Origin of the sequence: Bradyrhizobium erythrophlei (assembly GCF_042430365.1) — a bacterium.
Classification (GTDB): domain Bacteria; phylum Pseudomonadota; class Alphaproteobacteria; order Rhizobiales; family Xanthobacteraceae; genus Bradyrhizobium; species Bradyrhizobium erythrophlei.
In genome coordinates this window covers 59,419-78,367 of sequence record NZ_JBHMET010000274.1, presented here as the reverse complement: position 1 = coordinate 78,367, position 18,949 = coordinate 59,419, and the positions used below count along the sequence as shown (strand labels likewise).

Sequence of the window (18,949 nt, the reverse complement as noted above, 5' to 3'; positions counted from 1 at the left end):
GAAGTAGGGCGCCGATCTCCCGCCAATGGGGCGGGGAACCCGTAAGCGAGATTCGATGTCGATCGCCAATTCCATCCGCGCGCAGATCCCGCCGATCCACCCCGAGGGGTATCCCTTCATCGGCGGCTTCGCGCTCGCGAGCCTGATCCTGTTCTGGATCTGGACTCCGCTGGGCTGGATCGGCACGGTGCTCACGATCTGGTGCGCGCTGTTCTTCCGCGATCCCGTCCGCGTGACGCCGGTCCGCGACGGCATCGTGGTGTCGCCGGCGGATGGCCGGGTGTCGATGGTGGTGCAGGCGCTGCCGCCGGCCGAGCTCGGCCTTGGCGACAAGCCGCTGCCGCGGGTGTCGATCTTCATGAGCGTGTTCAATTGCCATGTGAACCGCAGCCCGGTCACCGGCCGCATCGACCGCATCGCCTATCGTCCGGGCGCTTTCATCAATGCCGAGCTCGACAAGGCGAGCGAGGACAATGAGCGCAACTCGCTGGTCATCTCGACGGCGAACGGCCGCATCGGTGTGATCCAGATTGCCGGGCTCGTGGCGCGGCGTATCGTCTCATTCGTCAAGGAAGGCCAGTCGATCGGCGCCGGCGAGCGCTTCGGCCTGATCCGGTTCGGCTCCCGGCTCGACGTCTATTTGCCCGAAGGCACCAGGGCGCTGGTCTCGGAAGGGCAGACCGCGATCGCCGGCGAGACGATTCTGGCCGATTTCAACAGCGCCGACCCCGGCCGCACGTTCCGCGCCGATTAACTCTGTTTTGTCAGGCAAATCAGCCGGTTCCCGCCGCGATGGCGGAGCCGGCCCGCGCTTGCTATATTGACCGGCATGATGCCGTCAGACCTCAACTCGCCCGAGTACCGCCGCCGCCGGTTTCGCCCGATCCCGGTGCGCATGCTGGTACCCAACGTCATCACGCTGCTGGCGATCTGCGCCGGCCTGACCGCGATCCGGCTCTCGACTGAGGGGCGGATGGAGCTCGCGGTCGCCGCCATCGTGTTCGCGGCCGTGCTCGACGGCATCGACGGCCGCGTCGCGCGCATGATCAAGGGCCAGTCGAAATTCGGCGCCGAGCTCGACAGCCTCGCCGACTTCGTCAATTTCGGCGTCGCGCCCGGCCTGATCCTGTATTTCTGGCAGCTCCACGAATTGAACAATGGCGGCTGGATCGCCGCGATGGTGTTTGCGATCTCGGGCGGGCTGCGCCTCGCGCGCTTCAACGCCTCGATCGACGATTCGAACAAGCCGGCCTTTGCGTCGAACTTTTTCACCGGCGTGCCGGCGCCGGCCGGAGCGATCACCGTGCTGCTGCCGGTCTATCTCGCCTTCCTCGGCGTGCCGATGCCCCCGGCGACGCTGACCGCGATCTACACGCTGTTGATCGCATTCCTGATGGTGTCGCGGCTGCCGGTGTTCTCCGGCAAGACGGTGCGGATGCGGGTGCCGCCGGAGATGGTGCTGCCGGTGTTCGTCTCGGTGGTGTTCTTCGTCGCGCTGCTGATCGGCTATCCCTGGCACATCCTGTCGGCCGGCTCGTTGCTCTATCTGTTGAGCCTGCCCTGGGGCTGGAAATCCTATCGCGACCAGGAGCGCACTCTTGCGGCAGGGGCGCCAACCGCAGTGACGCCGGTGCAGGCGCCACAGCCGACCTATGCACCGCAGGTCGCGAGCAGCGATCAGGACGATCGTCCGACGCATCTGCACTGACGCGCTTTCTCCACGTCATTGCGAGCGAAGCGAAGCAATCCGTTGTCTCCGACCGCGTGGAGAGATGGATTGCTTCGTCGCTTCAGCGCAAAATTGCTTTGCAATTTTGTCGCGAGCTCCTCGCAATGACGGGTGAGGGGCATTCCGGATATCAGCCATGACCGTTCCCTCGGTTGGGTTCGCGCGCGATCTCGGCTATACGCGACAGGCCGGCCAGCCAAAGCCAATAATCAGGAGAGAAACGCCGTGACGACATCCGCTTCCGCCCCGCTTCCTGCGTCCGTCCTCGAAGCGTTGGCGCGCTACGACACGCCGACGATCTGCAACGCGATGGAGGTCGTGGCGCCGGAGCGGCGGCTGATCGGCTACACGGTTAAGCCGCTGGTCTGTCCGTTTCCCGCGCTGCCGCCGATCGTCGGCTATGCCCGCACGGTGGCGATCCGCTCGGTGCTGAAATCCGGCCTCTCGGCCGAGGAGCAGTCCAAGCGCCGCATCGAATATTACGAATATGTCGGCACCGGCTTCGGCCCGCGCATCTCCGTGATCCAGGACATCGACGGCCCCGACGTCGGCTACGGCGCGTTCTGGGGCGAGGTGCAGAGCAATGTGCACAAGGCGCTCGGCTGCCTCGGCGTCATCACCGACGGCTCGATCCGCGACATTCCGCAATGGGCACCGGGCTTCCAGGCGCTGGCCGGCTCGATCGGCCCGTCGCATGCCTGGGTGCATGCGGAAAGCTTCGGCGGCGAGGTTCGGGTCGCCGGCATGACGGTGCGCTCCGACGATTTGATCCACGCCGATTGCCACGGTGCGATCGTGATCCCATATGATGTGGCGGCAAAGCTTCCGGAAGCTGCCGAGCTCTGCGGCCGCCGCGAGACGCCGATCCTGGAGATCGCGCGATCGAAGGATTTCTCGCTCGAGAAGCTGAAGGAAGCGCTGAAGCGTTCGGCGGAAATTCACTAGCGCGTGGAGCAAACGGAGCCGGTGCGATGGATATGACAGGCAAGACCGTCTTCATCACCGGCTCGACCGACGGCGTCGGCCGCTACGTGGCCGCGAAGCTGGCCGCCGCCGGGGCCTGCGTCCTGATCCACGGCCGCGACTCGACGCGGGCGAAAGCGCTGTGCGACGAGATCAAGCGGACAAGCGGCCATGAGCCGATGTTCTATCAGGCCGATCTCTCTTCGCTCGACGAGGTCCGCGAGCTCGCGGAAGCCGTGCTTGCCGACAATGAGCGCCTCGATGTCTTCGTCAGCAATGCCGGCATCGGCTCGCAGAACGAAGGGCCGGAGCGGCAGACCAGCAAGGACGGCCACGAGCTGCGCTTTGCGGTGAACTATCTCGCCGGCTTCCTGCTCGCGCACCTCCTGCTGCCGCGGCTGAAGGCGAGCGCGCCGGCGCGCATCGTCAACGTCGCCTCGCTCGGCCAGCACCCGATCGATTTCGACGACGTCATGATCACCAGGAACTACAGCGGCAGCCGCGCCTATGCGCAGAGCAAGCTGTCGCAGATCATGTTCACCATCGACCTCGCCGAGGAGCTGAGGGGATCGGGCGTCATCGTCCATTCGCTGCATCCGGCGACCTACATGAACACGACAATGGTGCGCGCCGGCGGCATTACGCCGATGTCGACCGTGGAGCAAGGCGGCGACGCCATCCTGCGCCTGGTGCGCGACGACGATGTCGCCGACCGGAGCGGGTTGTTCTTCAACGGCATGAATGAGGCGCGCGCCAACCCGCAGGCCTATGATGCGGAAGCGCGCCGGCGCTTGCGCGCGCTGAGCCGCAAGCTGACGGGATTGCCGGGGTGAATCGGTAGGGTGGGGTAGCGGTACCCACCGCCTTGGCGCGACACAGATGATGGGTTACGCCTTCGGCTAACCCACCCTACGATTCCGGACATAGCTGCGATGAGCCAGACCAGCCTGTTCGACATCTATCGCGATTACATCGCCTGCCTGAACCGGCAGGACTGGGCGACGCTCGGGCTGTTCGTCGACGATGAGGTGCACTACAACGGCCGGCGGATCGGCCTGTCGGGTTACCGGGCGATGCTGGAGCGGGACTTCGAGGAGATTCCGGACCTGCACTTCAACGTTGGGCTGGTGCTGTCCGACGAGCCCTATGTCGCGAGCCGCCTGCTGTTCGACTGCGCGCCGAAGGGGAAATTCCTTGGCCTCGACGTCAACGGGCGGAAGGTCTCCTTCACCGAGAACGTGTTCTACGAATTCGAGGATGGCAAGATCGTGCAGGTGTGGTCGGTGATCGACAAGGCCGCGATCGAGGCGCAGCTTGCGCAGACCGGTCCGTAGGGTGGGTTAGCGGAGCGTAACCCACCAATTTTCGCGCAACAAAGAGGGTGGGTTACGCCTTCGGCCAACCCACCCTACGACGCCGCGCCTCAGCTCACGCGGCGGTCGCGGTTCTCCCAATACGGCCTGCGCAGCTCGCGCTTCAAGATCTTGCCGGCGCCGGAGAGCGGCAGCGCTGTTGCGGTGATGTCGACGCTGCGCGGACATTTGTAGCCGGCGATCAGCGTCTTGCAGAACTCGATCAGCTCCTCCGGCGCGGCAGTGGCGCCGCTTTTCAACACGACGACGGCATGGACCTGCTCGCCCCAGCGCTCGCTCGGGATGCCGATCACGGCGCATTGCGCCACCGCCGGGTGCTGCGCCAGTGCGTTCTCGACCTCGGCCGAGTACACGTTCTCGCCGCCGGAGATGATCATGTCCTTGACGCGGTCGACGACATAGACGAAGCCGTCCGCATCCATGTAGCCGCCATCGCCGGTGTGCATCCAGCCGTCGATGATGGCGCGCGCCGTTTCTTCCGGTCGCTCCCAATAGCCCATCATCACGACGTCGCCGCGCACTGCGATCTCGCCGACGGTGCCTGTCGGCACCACCTTGTCGTTCGCATCCACGATCTTCACCTCACAGCCGAGCGTGGCGCGGCCGGCGGCGCGGTGGCGGCCTTTGGCCCGGCCGTCGCCGATATGTTCCTTCCAGTGCAGGATCGTCGCGATCGGCGACAGCTCGGTCATGCCGTAGGCCTGGGTGAATTCGACATTCGGCAGCGCCTTCATCGCGCGCATCAGCACGGCGTCGCTGATCGGGGAGGCGCCGTAGGCGATCCGCCGCAGCGACGACAGGTCGTAGGAGGGGAGCGCGGGGTGATCGACGAACATCTGGATCATGGTCGGCACCAGCAGCACGTCGGTGATCCGCTCCTTCTGCACCGCAGCCGCGACACCGTCGGGTGTAAAACCCTGGATCACGACGTTGGAGCCGCCGGAGAGCAGGATCGAGTACATCGCGGCACCGTTGGCGAGGTGGAACATCGGTGCCGCATGCAGATAGACCGCGCTGCCCGGCCACAGGCCTTCGCCGAGCGCGTTCAGCGCGTTGGCCATAAGGTTGCCGTGGCTCAGCATCACTCCCTTGGAGCGGCCGGTGGTGCCGCCGGTGTAGAAGATGCCCGCGAGGTCGTCGGGCTTGCGCATCGCGTCCGGAATCGGGTCGCTCTGTGCGACCAGCGCCTCGTAATCAGCCATGCCGGCCGGCGTCTCGCCGTCATCGGCATAGACCAGCTTCAGTCCGGGAATCGCCGTGGCGAGCGCGGTGCCAACCGGCGCAAACGCCTTGTCGACGAACAGGATGCCGGCACGGCAATCGCGCAGCGCATCCTCGTTTTCAAGCTGAGACCAGCGGATGTTGAGCGGCACGATCACCGTGCCGGCCCAGCCGGCGGCGAGATAGAGCTCGAGATAGCGGTCGGAATTGAGCGACAGGATCGCGACGCGGTCTCCATCCTCTGCGCCGAGGCCGCGAATGGCCGAGGCGAGGCGGGTGACGCGCTCGCCGACCTCGCGCCAGTTGCGCCGCCGCTCACCGCAGACGATGGCGAGCCCGTTTGGATTGACCTGCAGCGCGCGGCGCAGTCCGTGTGTGATGTTCAACTTTGTCCTCCCTGGGTGTCTTTCTCTGGCCGGGCGGTTGATCCGCCTTCTTGCGCGTTGGTGTCGTGGCGATCCCCTCCGTCAGGCGGATCGCAAATTCTTCGGCCACCGCTCGTCCCGTCATCGCCCCGCCGGGCTGGAACCAGTGGCCGATCCAGTTCAAGGAGCCTGCGATCGCGAACGCCGACAGTTTCGGGTCGCACGGCTTGATCGAGCCGTCCTCGACGCCTTCGCCGATATAGTCGCGGAAGGCGCGGTCGATCCTCCGCTTCGCGGTCTGGACGATCCTGCGATTGTCCTCGCTGAGATCGCGGATGTCGAAGCGGACGAGGCTCTTGCCGTAATCCGTGGTCATCAGCTCGGCGTATCTGATGATCAGCTTGCGCAGCTTGGAAAGCCCCGTGCCGTTGCCGGCAGAGGTCTCGGCAATGCAATCGTCGACGAGCTCGTTGCCGATCGCCCAGCATTCGAACAGGATCTCGTCCTTGCCGCGGAAGTAATTGTAGAGGGCCGGCTTGGTGATGTTCAGCCGCTTGGCGACCTCGTTCAGTGTGGCGCGGTGATAGCCCTGTTCCAGGAACAGCGCGACAGCGGTGCGCAGCACCGCCTCGCGCTTCTCGTCGCGCGCGCGCCGCCGGGTTTCGAAGGGCAGCCAGGGCGATGGGGTGGAAGAGGGGCGCTGTCCGTCCATCTGATTGGTAACCCGCTCGTATTGACTCGCGATCGAACTGGTCCGTATATTACCCGTGGGTAAGAAATAGTCCAGCGGGTAATTTTCGGGAGGATAAGATGGCTTCACGCGCCTATGTTGCCGGGGTCGGCATGATCCCGTTCGTCAAGCCCGGCGCCAACGCGCCGTATCACGTGATGGGGGCGGAGGCGGCCAAGCTCGCGCTCACCGACGCCGGCGTCGACTACGGTAAGGTGCAGCAGGCCTATGTCGGCTATGTCTATGGCGACTCCACCTGCGGCCAGCGCGCGCTCTATCCGGTCGGCATGACCGGCATCCCGATCGTCAACGTCAACAACAACTGCTCGACCGGCTCGACCGCGCTGTTCCTGGCGCGGCAGGCGATTGAATCGGGTGCGGCCGATTGCGTGATGGCGCTCGGCTTCGAACAGATGAAGCCCGGTGCGCTCGGCGCGGTCTTCACCGATCGCCCCAGCGCCTTCGACGATTTCGATGCCGCCGCCGACAAGCTTGTCGACGCGCCCGGCGTGCCGCTGGCGCTGCGCTATTTCGGTGGCGCGGGCCTGAGCCACATGAAGAAATACGGCACGCCGCTCTCGGCCTTTGCCAAGGTCCGGGCGAAAGCGAGCCGCCATGCCAAGAACAATCCGCTGGCGCTGTTCCGCAAGGAGGTCACCGCCGATGACGTGATGAACGACCAGGTGATCTGGCCCGGCGTGATGACGCGGCTGATGGCCTGCCCGCCGACCTGCGGCGGCGCCGCGGCGATCCTGGTTTCGGAAAAATTCGCCGATCAGCACGGCCTCAACAAGAGCGTCCGCATCGCCGCGCAAGCCATGACGACGGACACGCCGTCGACCTTCGGCGCCAACGACATGATGCAGGTGGTCGGCTACGACATGGCGCGCGATGCCGCGAAGAAGGTCTATGAGGCCGCCGGTATCGGTCCAGAGGATCTCGACGTCGTCGAGCTGCACGACTGCTTCGCCCACAACGAGCTGATCACCTATGAAGGGCTCGGCCTGTGCGGCGAGGGCGAGGCGGCCCGCTTCATCGACGACGGCGACAACACCTATGGTGGCAGGATCGTGACCAACCCGTCCGGCGGCCTGCTGTCGAAGGGCCATCCGCTCGGCGCGACCGGCCTCGCGCAATGCTACGAGCTGACGCGGCAATTGCGTGGCACGGCGGCGGCCACCCAGGTCGAGGGCGCGCGTATCGGGCTGCAGCACAATCTCGGCCTCGGCGGCGCCTGCGTCGTGACGCTCTACGAACGCACCTGAGGCAGGGCCATGGTCGATCAATCCGCAGTCGGGCGTCAATTCACGCCCGTGACCGCGCGCGTCGAGCCGGGGCGTCTGCGCTTCTTCCTCGATACGCTCGACGAGCGCAATCCGCTCTACCGGGAACCGGACGCCGCACGCGGCGCCGGTTACACGGCGACACCGGTACCGCCAACCTATCTGTTCTGCCTCGAGATGATGGACGCACCCGATCCGTTCGAGTTCTTGAACGCGCTCGATATCGATCTCGCCCGTGTGCTGCATGGCGAGCAGCGCTTCGACTACCACGCGCCCGTTGTCGTCGGCGACACGCTGACCTTCAAGTCTCGCGTCGAAAGCGTCACGGACAAGAAGGGTGGCGCGATGACGCTGATCGTTGTTGTCACGGAGGTCACGAACCAGGACGGCGTCCACGTCGCCGATACCTCGCGCACGATCGTGGTGCGCAACGAGAGGCCGTCATGAGCACAAATTCTCCGTCGATCGGCGACATCATCGTCCACAAGGAGTTTCCGCCGATCACGCGCCACCGGCTCGCGCTCTATTGCGGTGCGTCCGGCGATCACAACCCGATCCATGTCGACATCGATTTCGCGAAGCAGGCCGGATTTCCCGACGTGTTCTCGCACGGCATGCTGGTGATGGCCTATCTCGGCCAGGCACTGACGGACGCGGTCGCGCCGTCGCGCATCCGCTCGTTCTCGACGCGATTTGCTGCGATCACGCAGCTTGGTGCCAAGCTGACCTGCGAGGGCACGGTGATCGAGCTGATGGAGCAGGATGGCGAGAAGCGCGCGAAGCTTGCGCTTGCCACCAAGGATCAGAACGGCGAGATCAAGCTCGCCGGCGAAGCTGTGATCGCGCTGTAGCGTGGTGAAGCCGCGCCACGAAGGGACTGGTGCTTCCTCTCCCGCTCGCGGGGGAGGGCTGGGGTGGGGGTCTCAACGCGAGTCATATCGTGGAGAGAGCCCCCACCCACATCGCATCTCCGATGCGATGTGACCTCCCCCGCAAGCGGGAGAGGTGAAGGGCTCCGTTGGCTCGGCCGATTCAACAACGTCATATTTTCCAGGGAGGAACCATGTCAAAACTGCAAGGAAAAGTCGCGCTCGTCTCCGGCTCGGGCCGCGGCATCGGGCGCGCGATTGCGCTGAAGCTTGCGAGCGAAGGTGCGAAGGTCGTGGTCAACGACCTCGATGCCGAACCGGGCGATGCGGTCGCCGCCGAGATCAAGGCGGCCGGCGGCGACGCCGTCGCCGTCAACGGCAGCGTGACGGAGGCGGGCTTTGCCGATCGCTTCGTCGGCGCCGCGATCGAGGGCTTCGGCGGCCTCGACATCATCGTCAACAACGCCGGCTATACCTGGGACTCGACGATCCAGAAGATGACCGACGAGCAGTTCCAGGCGATGCTCGACGTCCATCTCGTCGCGCCGTTCCGCATCATGCGCGCGGCGTCGGAGCCGATCCGGGTGATGGCGAAGAACGACGCCGAGGCCGGCCGCGAGGTATTCCGCAAGGTCGTCAACATCTCCTCGATCGCCGGCCTCTACGGCAATGCCGGGCAGGCGAGCTATTCCTCGGCGAAGGCGTCGCTGATCGGGTTGACGCGCACGATGTGCAAGGAGTGGGGACGCTACAAGGTCAACGTCAATTGCGTTGCCTTCGGCCTGATCAACACCCGCCTGACCCAACCGATCGAGGCGCAGCAGAAGACGATCGACGTCGCGGGTCGCGACATCAAGGTCGGCGTGCAGCCGCAGATGCTGGAAGCCATGGGCCGCATGATCCCGCTCGGCCGCGGCGGCACGCCGGAGGAGGCGGCGGATGCGGTCTATCTGTTCTGCAGCCCGGAATCGAACTACATCAGCGGTCAGGTGATCGTCGCCGGCGGCGGTCTTTTGATCTAGCGCGTTTTCGAGCGAAGTGGATTTCGCGTAAAGAAAGCGCGTCAAAGCAAGAATCTGCAGCGAGGGCAGGATGCAATACCGATCGTCATGGATGACCGAGGAACTGGATACCTTCCGTGACCAGTTTCGCAAATTCCTCGCCAAGGATTTGGCGCCGCACGCCGAGAAATGGCGTGCGCAGAAGCTGGTCGACCGCTCGGCGTGGCGCGCGCTCGGCGAGATGGGCGCGCTGTTGCCGAGCGTGCCGGAGGCCTATGGCGGCCTGGGTGCGACCTTCGCCTATGACGCCGCCGTGCTCGAGGACATCGAGGGCACCGTGCCGGAGGTGACGACCGGCGTCTCCGTGCACAGCGCGATCGTCGCCCACTACATCCTCAACTACGGCTCGGAGGAGCAGAAGAAGCGCTGGCTGCCGAAGATGGCATCGGGCGAGATGGTCGGCGCCATCGCGATGACCGAGCCCGGCACCGGCTCCGACCTGCAAAGCGTTAAGACCACGGCGAAGAAGCAGGGCAATTCCTACGTCATCAATGGCCAGAAGACCTTCATCACCAATGGCCAGGCCGCCGACCTCGTCGTTGTGGTGGCGCGCACCGGCGGCGCGGGCTCGAAGGGCATCTCGCTGATCGTGGTGGAGACCGCAGGCGCCGAGGGCTACCGGCGCGGGCGCAACCTTGACAAGATCGGCCTGCATGCTTCCGACACCTCGGAGCTGTTCTTCGACAACGTCACGGTGCCGCCGGAAAACCTGCTCGGAGCCGAGGAGGGCAACGGCTTCGTGCAGCTGATGCAGCAACTGCCGCAGGAGCGCCTTGCGCTCGCGGTCGGCGCGGTCGCCTCGATGGAGCGGGCGGTGAAGATCACCGCCGACTACGCCAAGGAGCGCACCGCGTTCGGCAAGCCGCTGCTCGAATTCCAGAACACCGCCTTCAAGCTCGCCGAGCGCAAGACCGAGGCGATGATCGCGCGCGTCTTCGTCGACTGGTGCGTCGAGCGGCTGGTTGCCGGCGATCTCGACACCGTCACCGCCTCAATGGCGAAATGGTGGTGCTCGCAGAAGCAGGTCGAGACCGCGGATGAATGCCTGCAGATGCATGGCGGCTACGGCTACATGCAGGAATATCCGATCTCGCGGATGTTCATCGACTCGCGGATCCAGAAGATCTACGGCGGTACCAACGAGATCATGAAGCTTTTGATCGCGCGGTCGCTCTGAGCGGCTCTTCGAAAAAAATCTCCCGTCGCCCGAATCCGTTTCCGTTCCGCCGGCCTCTTGGAGGGCGGAACGGACATTCGGGAGACGGATATGACGGACTACCAGTCACGCAACGACATCCAGGCCGTGCCCGCGCTGATCGCGCTGGCGCCCGCGGAAGGGCAGGCCTTTGTCGCCTTCAACCATGCCGCCAAGCGGACCGACGGTGCGATCCCGCGCAAATACCGCGAGCTGATCGCGCTCGGCGTCGCGCTGACGACGCAATGCGCCTACTGCATCGACGTTCACACCCGCCACGCCCGCGCCCATGGCCTCACGAAGGAGGAACTGGCGGAGGCGGCCTTTATCGCGGCCGCGGTGCGGGCAGGGGGGACGCTGGCCCATTCGCTGATGGCGCTGCGCCTGTTTGAGGAGGCTCCGCCGCCATGAGATCGCGACGCACGGGCAGGCGGGTCACCGCAGTGGCCGGCCTGCCCGAATGCAGCGCACGATGGCTTGCTACATCGCGCGGACGCTCTTGAGGAACTTGTCGACCTGAACCTCCAGCTCCGACGCGTTGCTCGCCAGTTCGCCCGAGGCGGTCAGCACGTTGTCGGCGGCCTTGGTCGTGTCGTCGATGGCCTTGGTCGTCCCGTTGATATTGGCGGTGACCTCCTTGGTGGCGGCCGCCTGTTCCTCGACCGCGCTCGCGATCACGGTTGAGATCTCGCTGATCTGGATGATGGTCTGCGAGATAGCCTTCAGCGCGGCGGCGGTGTTGCCGGTCGCGGCCTGCATGTCGGTGATCTGTGCGGAAATGTCCTCGGTGGCCTTCGCGGTCTGGTTGGCCAGTGCCTTTACCTCGGAGGCGACGACCGCAAAGCCGCGTCCGGCTTCGCCGGCGCGGGCCGACTCGATCGTGGCGTTGAGGGCAAGCAGGTTGGTTTGACCGGCGATCTGGCTGATCAGCGCGACGACGTCGCCGATCTTCTGCGCCATCGTCACCAGTCCGGCGACGAGCTTGTCGGATTTCTCGGCTTCCTCGACCGCCGTCCTGGCGACGCGGCTGGCCTCGGACACCTGGCGGCTGATCTCGTTGACCGAGGACGACAGCTCCTCGGATGCTGACGCCGCGCTTGCCGAGCGCTGGTTGACGAATTCGGCGGTCGTCGACAGCGACCTTGCGGTTCCCTGCATCTGCGACGATGCCGCGGCCAGCGTGCCGACCAGACCCTTGACGTCCTTCTCGAAGTCGTCGGCGAGCTTCACGTTACCAGTGACCACCGCCCAGCTCAGCATGGCGCCCGTATAGTTGCCGAGCTTGTCGGTGAGCGCGGAGACGCGGAGGTCGAGCGTTTCCGGCCCGAGCTTGATCTTGGCCGCGTGCGGCAGGTTCTTCGGATCGCCCACGATCCGGCGCTGGTGCTGCGGGTTCTTGTGGAAGATGTCGAAGGAGTTGCCGAGGATCTTGTTCGGCGGCACCGGGAGGAGGTGCTTCACCGTATCGAGGGTCTTCAGGCTGGTCTGGTTGACGTAGGTGATGTTGAAGTCGGTGTCGCACATCATGATGTTGATCGGCATGTTGTCGAGCATCTGCAACAGCCGTTCGGTCTGGGTCTCCAGCCTGGCTTTCTCGGTTGCGAGTTCCCAGGTGAGCATCGGGCCGGTGTAGCGGCCGCGTGAATTCGTCATCGCCGTCACGGTGAGATCGAGCGTCTCGCCGCCGATCGTGATCCGCGCCTTGTGCGGCAGGTTCTTCGGATCGGACAACAGCCGGCGCTGATGCTGCGGGTTCTTGTGAAAGATGTCGATCGACTGTCCGATCAGCGCATCGACCTTCACGGGCAGCACGTGCTCGATCTTCTTCAGGTTCTGCCGGGTGGATTCGTTGATGTAGGTGATCCGGAAATTGTTCAACTCGCAAAGCATGACGCTGATCGGCATGTCGTCGAGCAGCCGGTACGAACTGTCTGACGTGACCGCGCTTGCGACGCTTTTAATGCCCAACATGAAAATTGCCCTCCAGGAAATAGGATGAAGTCGCTGCGTGAAATTTGCGCGATGCGCCCGAGTTGGCCGCACGACACCGTCCGCCCTGGTGCGCAGGGTCGGTGTCGAGATGCGACATGCAGTTTCTGGTTGAGCGGAACCGTAGGTGATTCGAGTTCCGTCTAGAAGCGCGCGCCATGTTTGCGCATTCGCACGCGCAGTTGCCGACATGCGATGCGCGCGATCCAAAATCAGCGAAATCGACGCGATAGGCCGCTAAATGCAACGAAATCTGCGCAATCGATGCTTCAGTCAAGGGTATAAACTTTGGCCGCACCGTATTCATACGGGTCGCGCGTGTGCCACCAAATGTTTGTTATCGTGCACATAACCGGTGGTTGCACACGGTGATGTCGCGACAGTGCACCTCTCCATCGCGCGCAAGCGTTCAACTCGTCATCGCGAGTCGCTGAAGTCGCAGCTGAACGCTGCGCGAGCTGACGCTGATCGCGTTTGCTGCGTCGACCACGGCTATCGCGCGGTCGTTCGTGAGGCAACGCGCTTCGACGGGTTGACGGCGCGGGACATGTCCGACGCCATCGGCACGATCGTCATGACGTCTGCGGCAAGGTCGCAGATCGCACCGCGCGCATCGCGATCGGCCTGCGGATCGGCGGCCGGACCTCGCGCCGGCGATCTGGTCTGCGAAAATCGACGGCGAAGCAAGCCCGTCCGTCCTCTGCCGCATGGCACGACGTCGCGGCGGCCCCGGGAAGCCGCTTCGGCCTTGCGCGGCAATTCCGTCTATCCTACGCAAACCCGGACCAAAATCGGCGCCGCGCCCAAAGCCGTATCGCCAATGCCTGCAGGGAGCTGTCATGACGAAAAGTAACGCCCGCACCGGGGGCCAGATCCTGATCGACCAGCTCGTCGCGCAAGGCGTCGAGCGCGCCACTTGCGTGCCGGGCGAGAGCTATCTTGCGGCGTTGGACGCGCTGCATGACAGCCCGGTCGACGTCGTGATCTGCCGCGCCGAGGGGGGCGCTGCGATGATGGCGGAGGCCTATGGCAAGCTGACCGGACGTCCAGGCATCTGCTTCGTCACCCGCGGCCCCGGCTCGACCAATGCCGCTCACGGCGTCCACATCGCGATGCAGGATTCGACGCCGATGATCCTGTTCGTCGGCCAGGTCGATACCGGCATGCGCGAGCGCGAGGCGTTCCAGGAGCTCGACTACAAGGCGGTGTTCGGCACCATGGCGAAATGGGCGGTCGAGATCGACCGTCCCGATCGCATCCCGGAGCTGGTCGCGCGCGCCTTCCGCGTCGCGCTGCAGGGCCGTCCCGGACCGGTGGTGATCTCGCTGCCGGAGAACATGCTGACCGAAACCGCCGCGGTCGCGGATGCGCCGCGCGTCGAGCCGGCGGCAAGCTGGCCTTCGCCATCCGATCTCGACCGCCTCGGCGCGATGCTCGCAGCCGCCAAGGCGCCGCTCGTGATCCTCGGCGGCTCCGCCTGGACCGCTGATGCGGCCAACGGCATCGCGCGCTTTGCGGAGCGTTTCGATCTGCCGGTTGCCACCTCGTTCCGCCGCGCCTCGCTGTTCGACGCCGACCATTCGCACTACGCCGGCGATCTCGGCATCGGCCCGAGCCCGAGCCTGAAGGCGCGCGTCACCGACGCCGACGTCATTCTCCTGATCGGCGGCCGCATGTCGGAAATGCCGTCATCGTCCTACACGCTGCTCGACATTCCCGTGCCGAGCCAGAAGCTCATTCACGTCCATCCGGGCTCGGAAGAGCTCGGCCGCGTCTACCAGCCCGCGCTTGCGATCCAGGCGACGCCCACAGCCTTCGCTGCGGCGATCGAGATGATGAAGTCCGCGGGCGCGCCCGCCTGGACGGGCGAAGCGGCGAAGGCGCATGCGGATTATCTCGCCTGGACCGAAAAGCCGCGCGAGCTGCCCGGCCATTTCCAGTACGGCCAGGTCGTCACCTGGCTGCGCGACCGCCTGCCGAAGGACGCGATCGTCTGCAACGGCGCTGGCAATTATGCCGGCTGGATCCATCGCCACCATCGCTTCCACACTTTCGCCGCCCAGCTTGCGCCGACCTCGGGCTCGATGGGCTATGGCGTGCCGGCCGCGGTGATGGCGAAGCGACATTATCCCGACCGCGTCGTCGTCGCGTTTGCCGGCGACGGCTGCTTCCTGATGAACGGGCAGGAGTTCGCCACAGCCGTCCAGTATGACGCATCGCTCATCGTGGTCGTGATCGACAATGGGCAATACGGCACCATCCGCATGCATCAGGAGCGCGACTATCCCGGCCGCGTCGTCGGCACGCAGCTGAAGAACCCGGACTTCGCGATGTACGCCAAGGCGTTCGGCGGCTATGGCGAGCGGGTCGAGCGCACGGAAGAATTCGCGCCGGCCTTCGAGCGCGCGCTGGCCTCCGGCAAGCCCGCGATCCTGCACTGCATCGTCGATCCGCGCGCGATGTCGGTCGGCAAGGACTTCGTGCCCGAGGAGAGCAAGCGCTGATGGCCGAACCCGCAGGGGCGCCACGTTGCGATCATCGGCGCCGGCGCGGTCGGCGTGATCAGCACCATCGAGGCGCTGCGCGAAGGCCATCGCCTCACGCTGATCGCTTTCTGTAGAGCGTGATGAGATTAGGTCGAATTGTCGACCGCGAAGACGCTGCGCTCCCTCTCCCGCTTGCGGGTAGGGCGATCGCATATGGCACCAACGGTCTCTTGCGCTGACGTTCCGGCATCGTCATGGCCGGGACAAGCCCAGGCATGACGAGTATGTGAGCGCCGGCAGGAGCGCGCGGCGCGCTTCTACATTGCTACGCGCGCTTCTGGTTCTCCGACTCGCGCCGGAACGCCGCCTCGCCGGCATCGGAGACTTCGACCCATGTCTGATTGGGCGTTGCCTCGGCGTCGTAATTGTCATGCCAGTTCCACCATTTGTAGGGCGGGGTCTGCGGGTAGCCTGTGGGCGAATCCTCCCAAGCCTCCTGACGGCCGAGCGGGGTGATGTCGAGGTAGCTCCAGACGGTGCCCATCGCCTCGTCGCCGCGGCTGTTGACCAGATAGGTGCGGAAGATCCGCTCGCCGTCGCGGAAGAACACGTTGTGGCCGTGCCACTCGTCCACGCCAAAATCCTTATCGAAGCTGTCGGTGACGGTGTACCACGGCATCTCCCAGCCCATCCGCGCCTTCAGCCGCGCGATGTCGGCCTGCGGCGCCCGCGAGGCGTAGGCGAGGGTCGTGTTGCGCTGGTTCAGATGGGCGAGGTGGGAGACCTGATCGGCACCGAGCGAACAGCCGCGGCAGGCGTGATCGGGCCAGCCGAACACGCCGGGCTCGAAGAACGCGCGATAGACGATGAGCTGCCGGCGGCCCTCGAACAGGTCGAGCAGGCTGACCTTGCCCGTCGGTCCCTCGAACACATACGGCTTCTCGACCGCCATCCACGGCATCCGCCGACGTTGGGCGGCGAGCGCATCGCGCGCCCGCATCAGCTCCTTTTCCTTCACCAGCATCTCCAGCCGCGCTGCGTCCCAGGCCTCCCGCGACACGATCGCGGGCGAATTGATCCCGAGAGGTCCCTTGTCATTTGCCATCTGTCTCTCCTGTTGCTTGGTGCGACGTGCCGTCGACCCGTTGCCGCGCCAGCCCGATGCTGACGGACAACGCCGAGGTCGCATCGGCGTTGCTTCGCTCGCGGGCAACGCTAGTCGAGCCGGCGGCGCGCGGTGAGTGACAAGTGTGTCGGGATTTCGATCGCCACCTTGATACGGGGTTTCGGGCGGGGGCGTCAGTCACGGCTGTTTCTGCAGATCGCCGGTCGGTTGAACCTTCAATTTGGCACCGCGACATACGTCGAGGGCAGCTTCTGCCCGAATTGGAAGTCACGACGTTTTTCGATCGAAGTTGCACAATCGGAGGACAGCATGAAGTCCAGCTACAAGATCGCAGTCGCAATGTTCGCAGCCGCGCTTGGATTGGTGATGTCGATCGCTCTTTCGGCCGGCGCTCTCGCGCAGAGTACGCCTTCCGCTGAGGCGCGGCTCAAGGAATTGAACATCACGCTGCCGCCGGTACCGCCTCCGGTTGCCAATTACGTCGATGCGGTGCGGGTCGGAAACCTGCTGTTCCTGGCGGGAAACACGCCGGCTCGTGACTGGAAGTACAAGGGCAAGGTGGGCAAGGATCTCACGCTGGAAGAAGGCTATGACACGGCGCGGCAGGTTGGGCTGATCATGTTGGCCAAGGTGCGTGTCGCGCTTGGCAGTCTGGATCGCGTGAAGCGCGTGGTCAAAGTCCTTGGCATGGTCAACTCGGCCGAAGGTTTTGGCGATCAGCCGAAGGTTGTCAACGGATTCTCCGATCTGATCGTGCAGGTGTTCGGCGAGGCAGCCGGCAAACACGCGCGATCTGCCGTCGGGATGGCAGGCCTTCCATTGAACAACGCCGTCGAGGTCGAGATGATCGTTGAAGTGACGGAGTGATCGGCCAATCGCGCGACGCTTCATGGCGCATCTTTCCGTTGCAGGAACAATGGGGGACATCACCAACCACATGCGCTGTACCCACGCGCACAAAGGCGCCCGCTGAACGCAATGTGAAGCGCCCGCGCGGGGCAAAGGTATATTCTGCGGCCGACCTGAGCTGTCACGACAAGAATGACGGGGAGGCGGTGCCCATGAAAGTCAACTTTCCGAACGAGTCGTCGGACTATCGCGCCGCGCGCGATGCCTTGCTTAAGCGCGAGATCCAGTTGCGCCGGGAGATGGAGGCGGTCGCAGCCGAGCTCAGGGCGCTTCCTCCCGGCGGTGAGATGCCGGAGGATTATCTCTTCGATTGCGTCGCCGAGGATGGCGGCCTCGCAACGATTTCGCTGTCCGGGCTCTTTCGCGACAGCGACACGCTGATGCTCTATCATTTCATGTTCCCGCGGCATGCGCAGGATACGCGGCCGGGCCCTTCGCAAGGCCGCACCGCCGCGCTCGCGCTGGCGGATGGCCCCTGTCCGTCATGCACGGCGCTGATCGAAAGCTGGGACAGCATGATGCCGCATTTCGAGGGGCTCGGCGGCAATCTGGCAGTCGTCGCCAGGGCTCCGATCGAACAGGTCGCGGCATTCGCGCGCGAGCGGGGCTGGAAGCACATCCGCCTGCTGTCGGGCGGCACCAATCACTTCCGCCGGGACTATGGCGGGGACGGTGCGGACGGGCAGTCCATCTCGATGCTCACCGTGTTCAAGCGCTGGCCCGACGGCAAGATCCGCCTGCATTGGGCAAGCGAAATGATTCATGCGCCGCGCGATCCGGGACAGGACCCGCGGCATCTTGGAACGGTCGAGCCGTTCTGGACCCTGTTCGACCTGACCCCGGCGGGGAGGCCCTCCGCCGACGAGCAGATCGAATATCCCTGCCACTGCGACGATCGCGGCCGTGAGGGTGGACTACCGCCCGCGACGTGATCGGGCTTGCCGCCGGGGCCCAAAGCATGATCCGGAAAAGTGTGAAGCGGTTTTCCGAAAAGATCATGCTCAAACAAGAAGCTAAGGCGCGATGACGATTCAACCTATTCTCATCGCGCATCTAGGCGTCGCCGCCCCAATCAATGATGGCGGCCGGCGCGATCACGCGCCTTGGCATATGCGGATTGATCGTGCCGGCGCTGATGTCGTCGGTCCGATCGAGCATGGTGCCCGCGAAGACCTTCGCCTGATGCTCGCTTGCGAAGGTTTTTGTTTGGCGCGCGTAGCGCGAATGACCGGCATTGGCATCTCGGACGGCGAACGAGACGTACCAGATGGCCTTCTCAGTAGACATTTTCGGCGCCCCTGCCGGCGATGGGTCGCCTGCGCGATGCTAGACAATGGACAGCGACCAAATATTCCCCACCAAATATTCCCGGGCGGTATTGAATGTCTCGCCGAGAACTCGATGTGCAGTTTGTGCCAAGATGAAGATGCCTTGCGTCGGAAAAAATGCGCCTGAGGTACGCGGCGTGAACCGCCGTCACGTGCAACGACAATTCATGAGCGCGGTCGTGGTTCCAGTGTGGAGATTCTTTGTCCGGAGCCGGCGAGCTATGCAGAAATTGCCCGTCGGGCAAGTCAGCAAAAACCTGTCAAGTCTCTCCGGAAAAAACATTTCGGTTTTGCGGAATCGCAAATCAGTGTAATGATCCGG

At 64.7% G+C, this 18,949-nt stretch carries 20 protein-coding genes; 14 read left to right on the top strand and 6 right to left on the bottom strand.

Going from position 1 to position 18,949, the window contains the following annotated elements:
- Positions 1–25 precede the first annotated feature (25 nt).
- The 5 genes from ACFFWD_RS42340 (at position 26) to ACFFWD_RS42320 (ending at position 4,026) form a co-directional block, all read left to right on the top strand.
- Positions 26–754 (top strand): phosphatidylserine decarboxylase, encoded by a 729-nt coding sequence (locus ACFFWD_RS42340; RefSeq protein WP_376975351.1) that lies wholly within the window; start codon positions 26–28, stop codon positions 752–754.
- A gap of 78 nt (positions 755–832) precedes the next feature.
- On the top strand, positions 833–1,708 hold the full coding sequence (pssA, locus tag ACFFWD_RS42335; protein WP_376975350.1) for a CDP-diacylglycerol--serine O-phosphatidyltransferase: 876 nt from the start codon (positions 833–835) through the stop codon (positions 1,706–1,708).
- A gap of 246 nt (positions 1,709–1,954) precedes the next feature.
- The gene (locus ACFFWD_RS42330) at positions 1,955–2,674 is read left to right on the top strand and encodes an RraA family protein (protein ID WP_376975349.1); all 720 of its coding nucleotides are present in this window, start codon (positions 1,955–1,957) and stop codon (positions 2,672–2,674) included.
- A gap of 26 nt (positions 2,675–2,700) precedes the next feature.
- A complete protein-coding gene (locus ACFFWD_RS42325) occupies positions 2,701–3,525 on the top strand; it encodes an SDR family NAD(P)-dependent oxidoreductase (RefSeq protein ID WP_376975348.1) in 825 nt (274 codons plus the stop codon).
- A 99-nt stretch (positions 3,526–3,624) separates the two neighbouring features.
- Positions 3,625–4,026 carry an ester cyclase gene (locus tag ACFFWD_RS42320; RefSeq protein ID WP_376975347.1) on the top strand — a complete coding sequence of 134 codons (402 nt, stop codon included), beginning with the start codon at positions 3,625–3,627 and terminating at the stop codon, positions 4,024–4,026.
- Between the two features lie 89 nt (positions 4,027–4,115).
- Here ACFFWD_RS42320 and ACFFWD_RS42315 read toward each other — a convergent pair whose 3' ends face one another.
- Together ACFFWD_RS42315 and ACFFWD_RS42310 are read right to left on the bottom strand one after the other, a co-directional pair.
- Positions 4,116–5,672 (bottom strand): acyl-CoA synthetase, encoded by a 1,557-nt coding sequence (locus ACFFWD_RS42315; protein ID WP_376975346.1) that lies wholly within the window; start codon positions 5,670–5,672, stop codon positions 4,116–4,118.
- Positions 5,602–6,363 (bottom strand): TetR/AcrR family transcriptional regulator, encoded by a 762-nt coding sequence (locus ACFFWD_RS42310; RefSeq protein ID WP_376975344.1) that lies wholly within the window; start codon positions 6,361–6,363, stop codon positions 5,602–5,604. Before ACFFWD_RS42310 ends, ACFFWD_RS42315 begins: the two co-directional genes overlap by 71 nt.
- A gap of 98 nt (positions 6,364–6,461) precedes the next feature.
- Between ACFFWD_RS42310 and ACFFWD_RS42305 the strand changes: the two genes are divergently transcribed.
- From ACFFWD_RS42305 to ACFFWD_RS42280, 6 genes are all read left to right on the top strand, one after another.
- Positions 6,462–7,646 carry a lipid-transfer protein gene (locus tag ACFFWD_RS42305; RefSeq protein ID WP_376975343.1) on the top strand — a complete coding sequence of 395 codons (1,185 nt, stop codon included), beginning with the start codon at positions 6,462–6,464 and terminating at the stop codon, positions 7,644–7,646.
- Between the two features lie 9 nt (positions 7,647–7,655).
- Complete coding sequence (locus ACFFWD_RS42300; protein ID WP_376975342.1) at positions 7,656–8,111, top strand: MaoC family dehydratase N-terminal domain-containing protein; 456 nt, start codon at positions 7,656–7,658, stop codon at positions 8,109–8,111.
- Positions 8,108–8,515 (top strand): MaoC family dehydratase, encoded by a 408-nt coding sequence (locus tag ACFFWD_RS42295; protein WP_376975341.1) that lies wholly within the window; start codon positions 8,108–8,110, stop codon positions 8,513–8,515. The genes ACFFWD_RS42300 and ACFFWD_RS42295 overlap by 4 nt, the downstream gene beginning before the upstream one ends.
- Positions 8,516–8,727: 212 nt before the next feature.
- The gene (locus tag ACFFWD_RS42290; protein ID WP_376975340.1) at positions 8,728–9,555 is read left to right on the top strand and encodes an SDR family NAD(P)-dependent oxidoreductase; all 828 of its coding nucleotides are present in this window, start codon (positions 8,728–8,730) and stop codon (positions 9,553–9,555) included.
- A 70-nt stretch (positions 9,556–9,625) separates the two neighbouring features.
- A complete protein-coding gene (locus tag ACFFWD_RS42285) occupies positions 9,626–10,771 on the top strand; it encodes an acyl-CoA dehydrogenase family protein (RefSeq protein WP_376975339.1) in 1,146 nt (381 codons plus the stop codon).
- Between the two features lie 90 nt (positions 10,772–10,861).
- Positions 10,862–11,200, top strand: coding sequence for a carboxymuconolactone decarboxylase family protein (locus tag ACFFWD_RS42280; RefSeq protein ID WP_376975338.1), 339 nt, complete (start codon positions 10,862–10,864; stop codon positions 11,198–11,200).
- A gap of 69 nt (positions 11,201–11,269) precedes the next feature.
- On the opposite strand, the gene ACFFWD_RS42275 is transcribed toward ACFFWD_RS42280, so the two are convergent.
- Both ACFFWD_RS42275 and ACFFWD_RS42270 read right to left on the bottom strand, forming a co-directional pair.
- Positions 11,270–12,760, bottom strand: coding sequence for a methyl-accepting chemotaxis protein (locus ACFFWD_RS42275; protein ID WP_376975337.1), 1,491 nt, complete (start codon positions 12,758–12,760; stop codon positions 11,270–11,272).
- A 510-nt stretch (positions 12,761–13,270) separates the two neighbouring features.
- On the bottom strand, positions 13,271–13,465 hold the full coding sequence (locus ACFFWD_RS42270) for a hypothetical protein (protein ID WP_376975336.1): 195 nt from the start codon (positions 13,463–13,465) through the stop codon (positions 13,271–13,273).
- 152 nt (positions 13,466–13,617) lie between these two features.
- On the opposite strand from ACFFWD_RS42270, the gene ACFFWD_RS42265 reads away from it, so the two are divergent.
- Positions 13,618–15,282: a thiamine pyrophosphate-binding protein gene (locus tag ACFFWD_RS42265; protein WP_376975335.1), complete on the top strand. Its 1,665-nt coding sequence runs from the start codon at positions 13,618–13,620 to the stop codon at positions 15,280–15,282.
- A 307-nt stretch (positions 15,283–15,589) separates the two neighbouring features.
- Here the strand turns inward: ACFFWD_RS42265 and ACFFWD_RS42260 are convergent, their stop codons facing one another.
- A complete protein-coding gene (locus ACFFWD_RS42260) occupies positions 15,590–16,369 on the bottom strand; it encodes a DUF899 domain-containing protein (protein WP_376975334.1) in 780 nt (259 codons plus the stop codon).
- Positions 16,370–16,729: 360 nt separating this feature from the next.
- On the opposite strand from ACFFWD_RS42260, the gene ACFFWD_RS42255 reads away from it, so the two are divergent.
- Both ACFFWD_RS42255 and ACFFWD_RS42250 read left to right on the top strand, forming a co-directional pair.
- The gene (locus tag ACFFWD_RS42255) at positions 16,730–17,257 is read left to right on the top strand and encodes a RidA family protein (RefSeq protein ID WP_376975333.1); all 528 of its coding nucleotides are present in this window, start codon (positions 16,730–16,732) and stop codon (positions 17,255–17,257) included.
- Positions 17,258–17,451: 194 nt separating this feature from the next.
- Positions 17,452–18,231: a DUF899 family protein gene (locus tag ACFFWD_RS42250; RefSeq protein WP_376975332.1), complete on the top strand. Its 780-nt coding sequence runs from the start codon at positions 17,452–17,454 to the stop codon at positions 18,229–18,231.
- A gap of 121 nt (positions 18,232–18,352) precedes the next feature.
- On the opposite strand, the gene ACFFWD_RS42245 is transcribed toward ACFFWD_RS42250, so the two are convergent.
- A complete protein-coding gene (locus tag ACFFWD_RS42245; RefSeq protein WP_376975331.1) occupies positions 18,353–18,586 on the bottom strand; it encodes a hypothetical protein in 234 nt (77 codons plus the stop codon).
- Between the last annotated feature and the right edge of the window lie 363 nt (positions 18,587–18,949).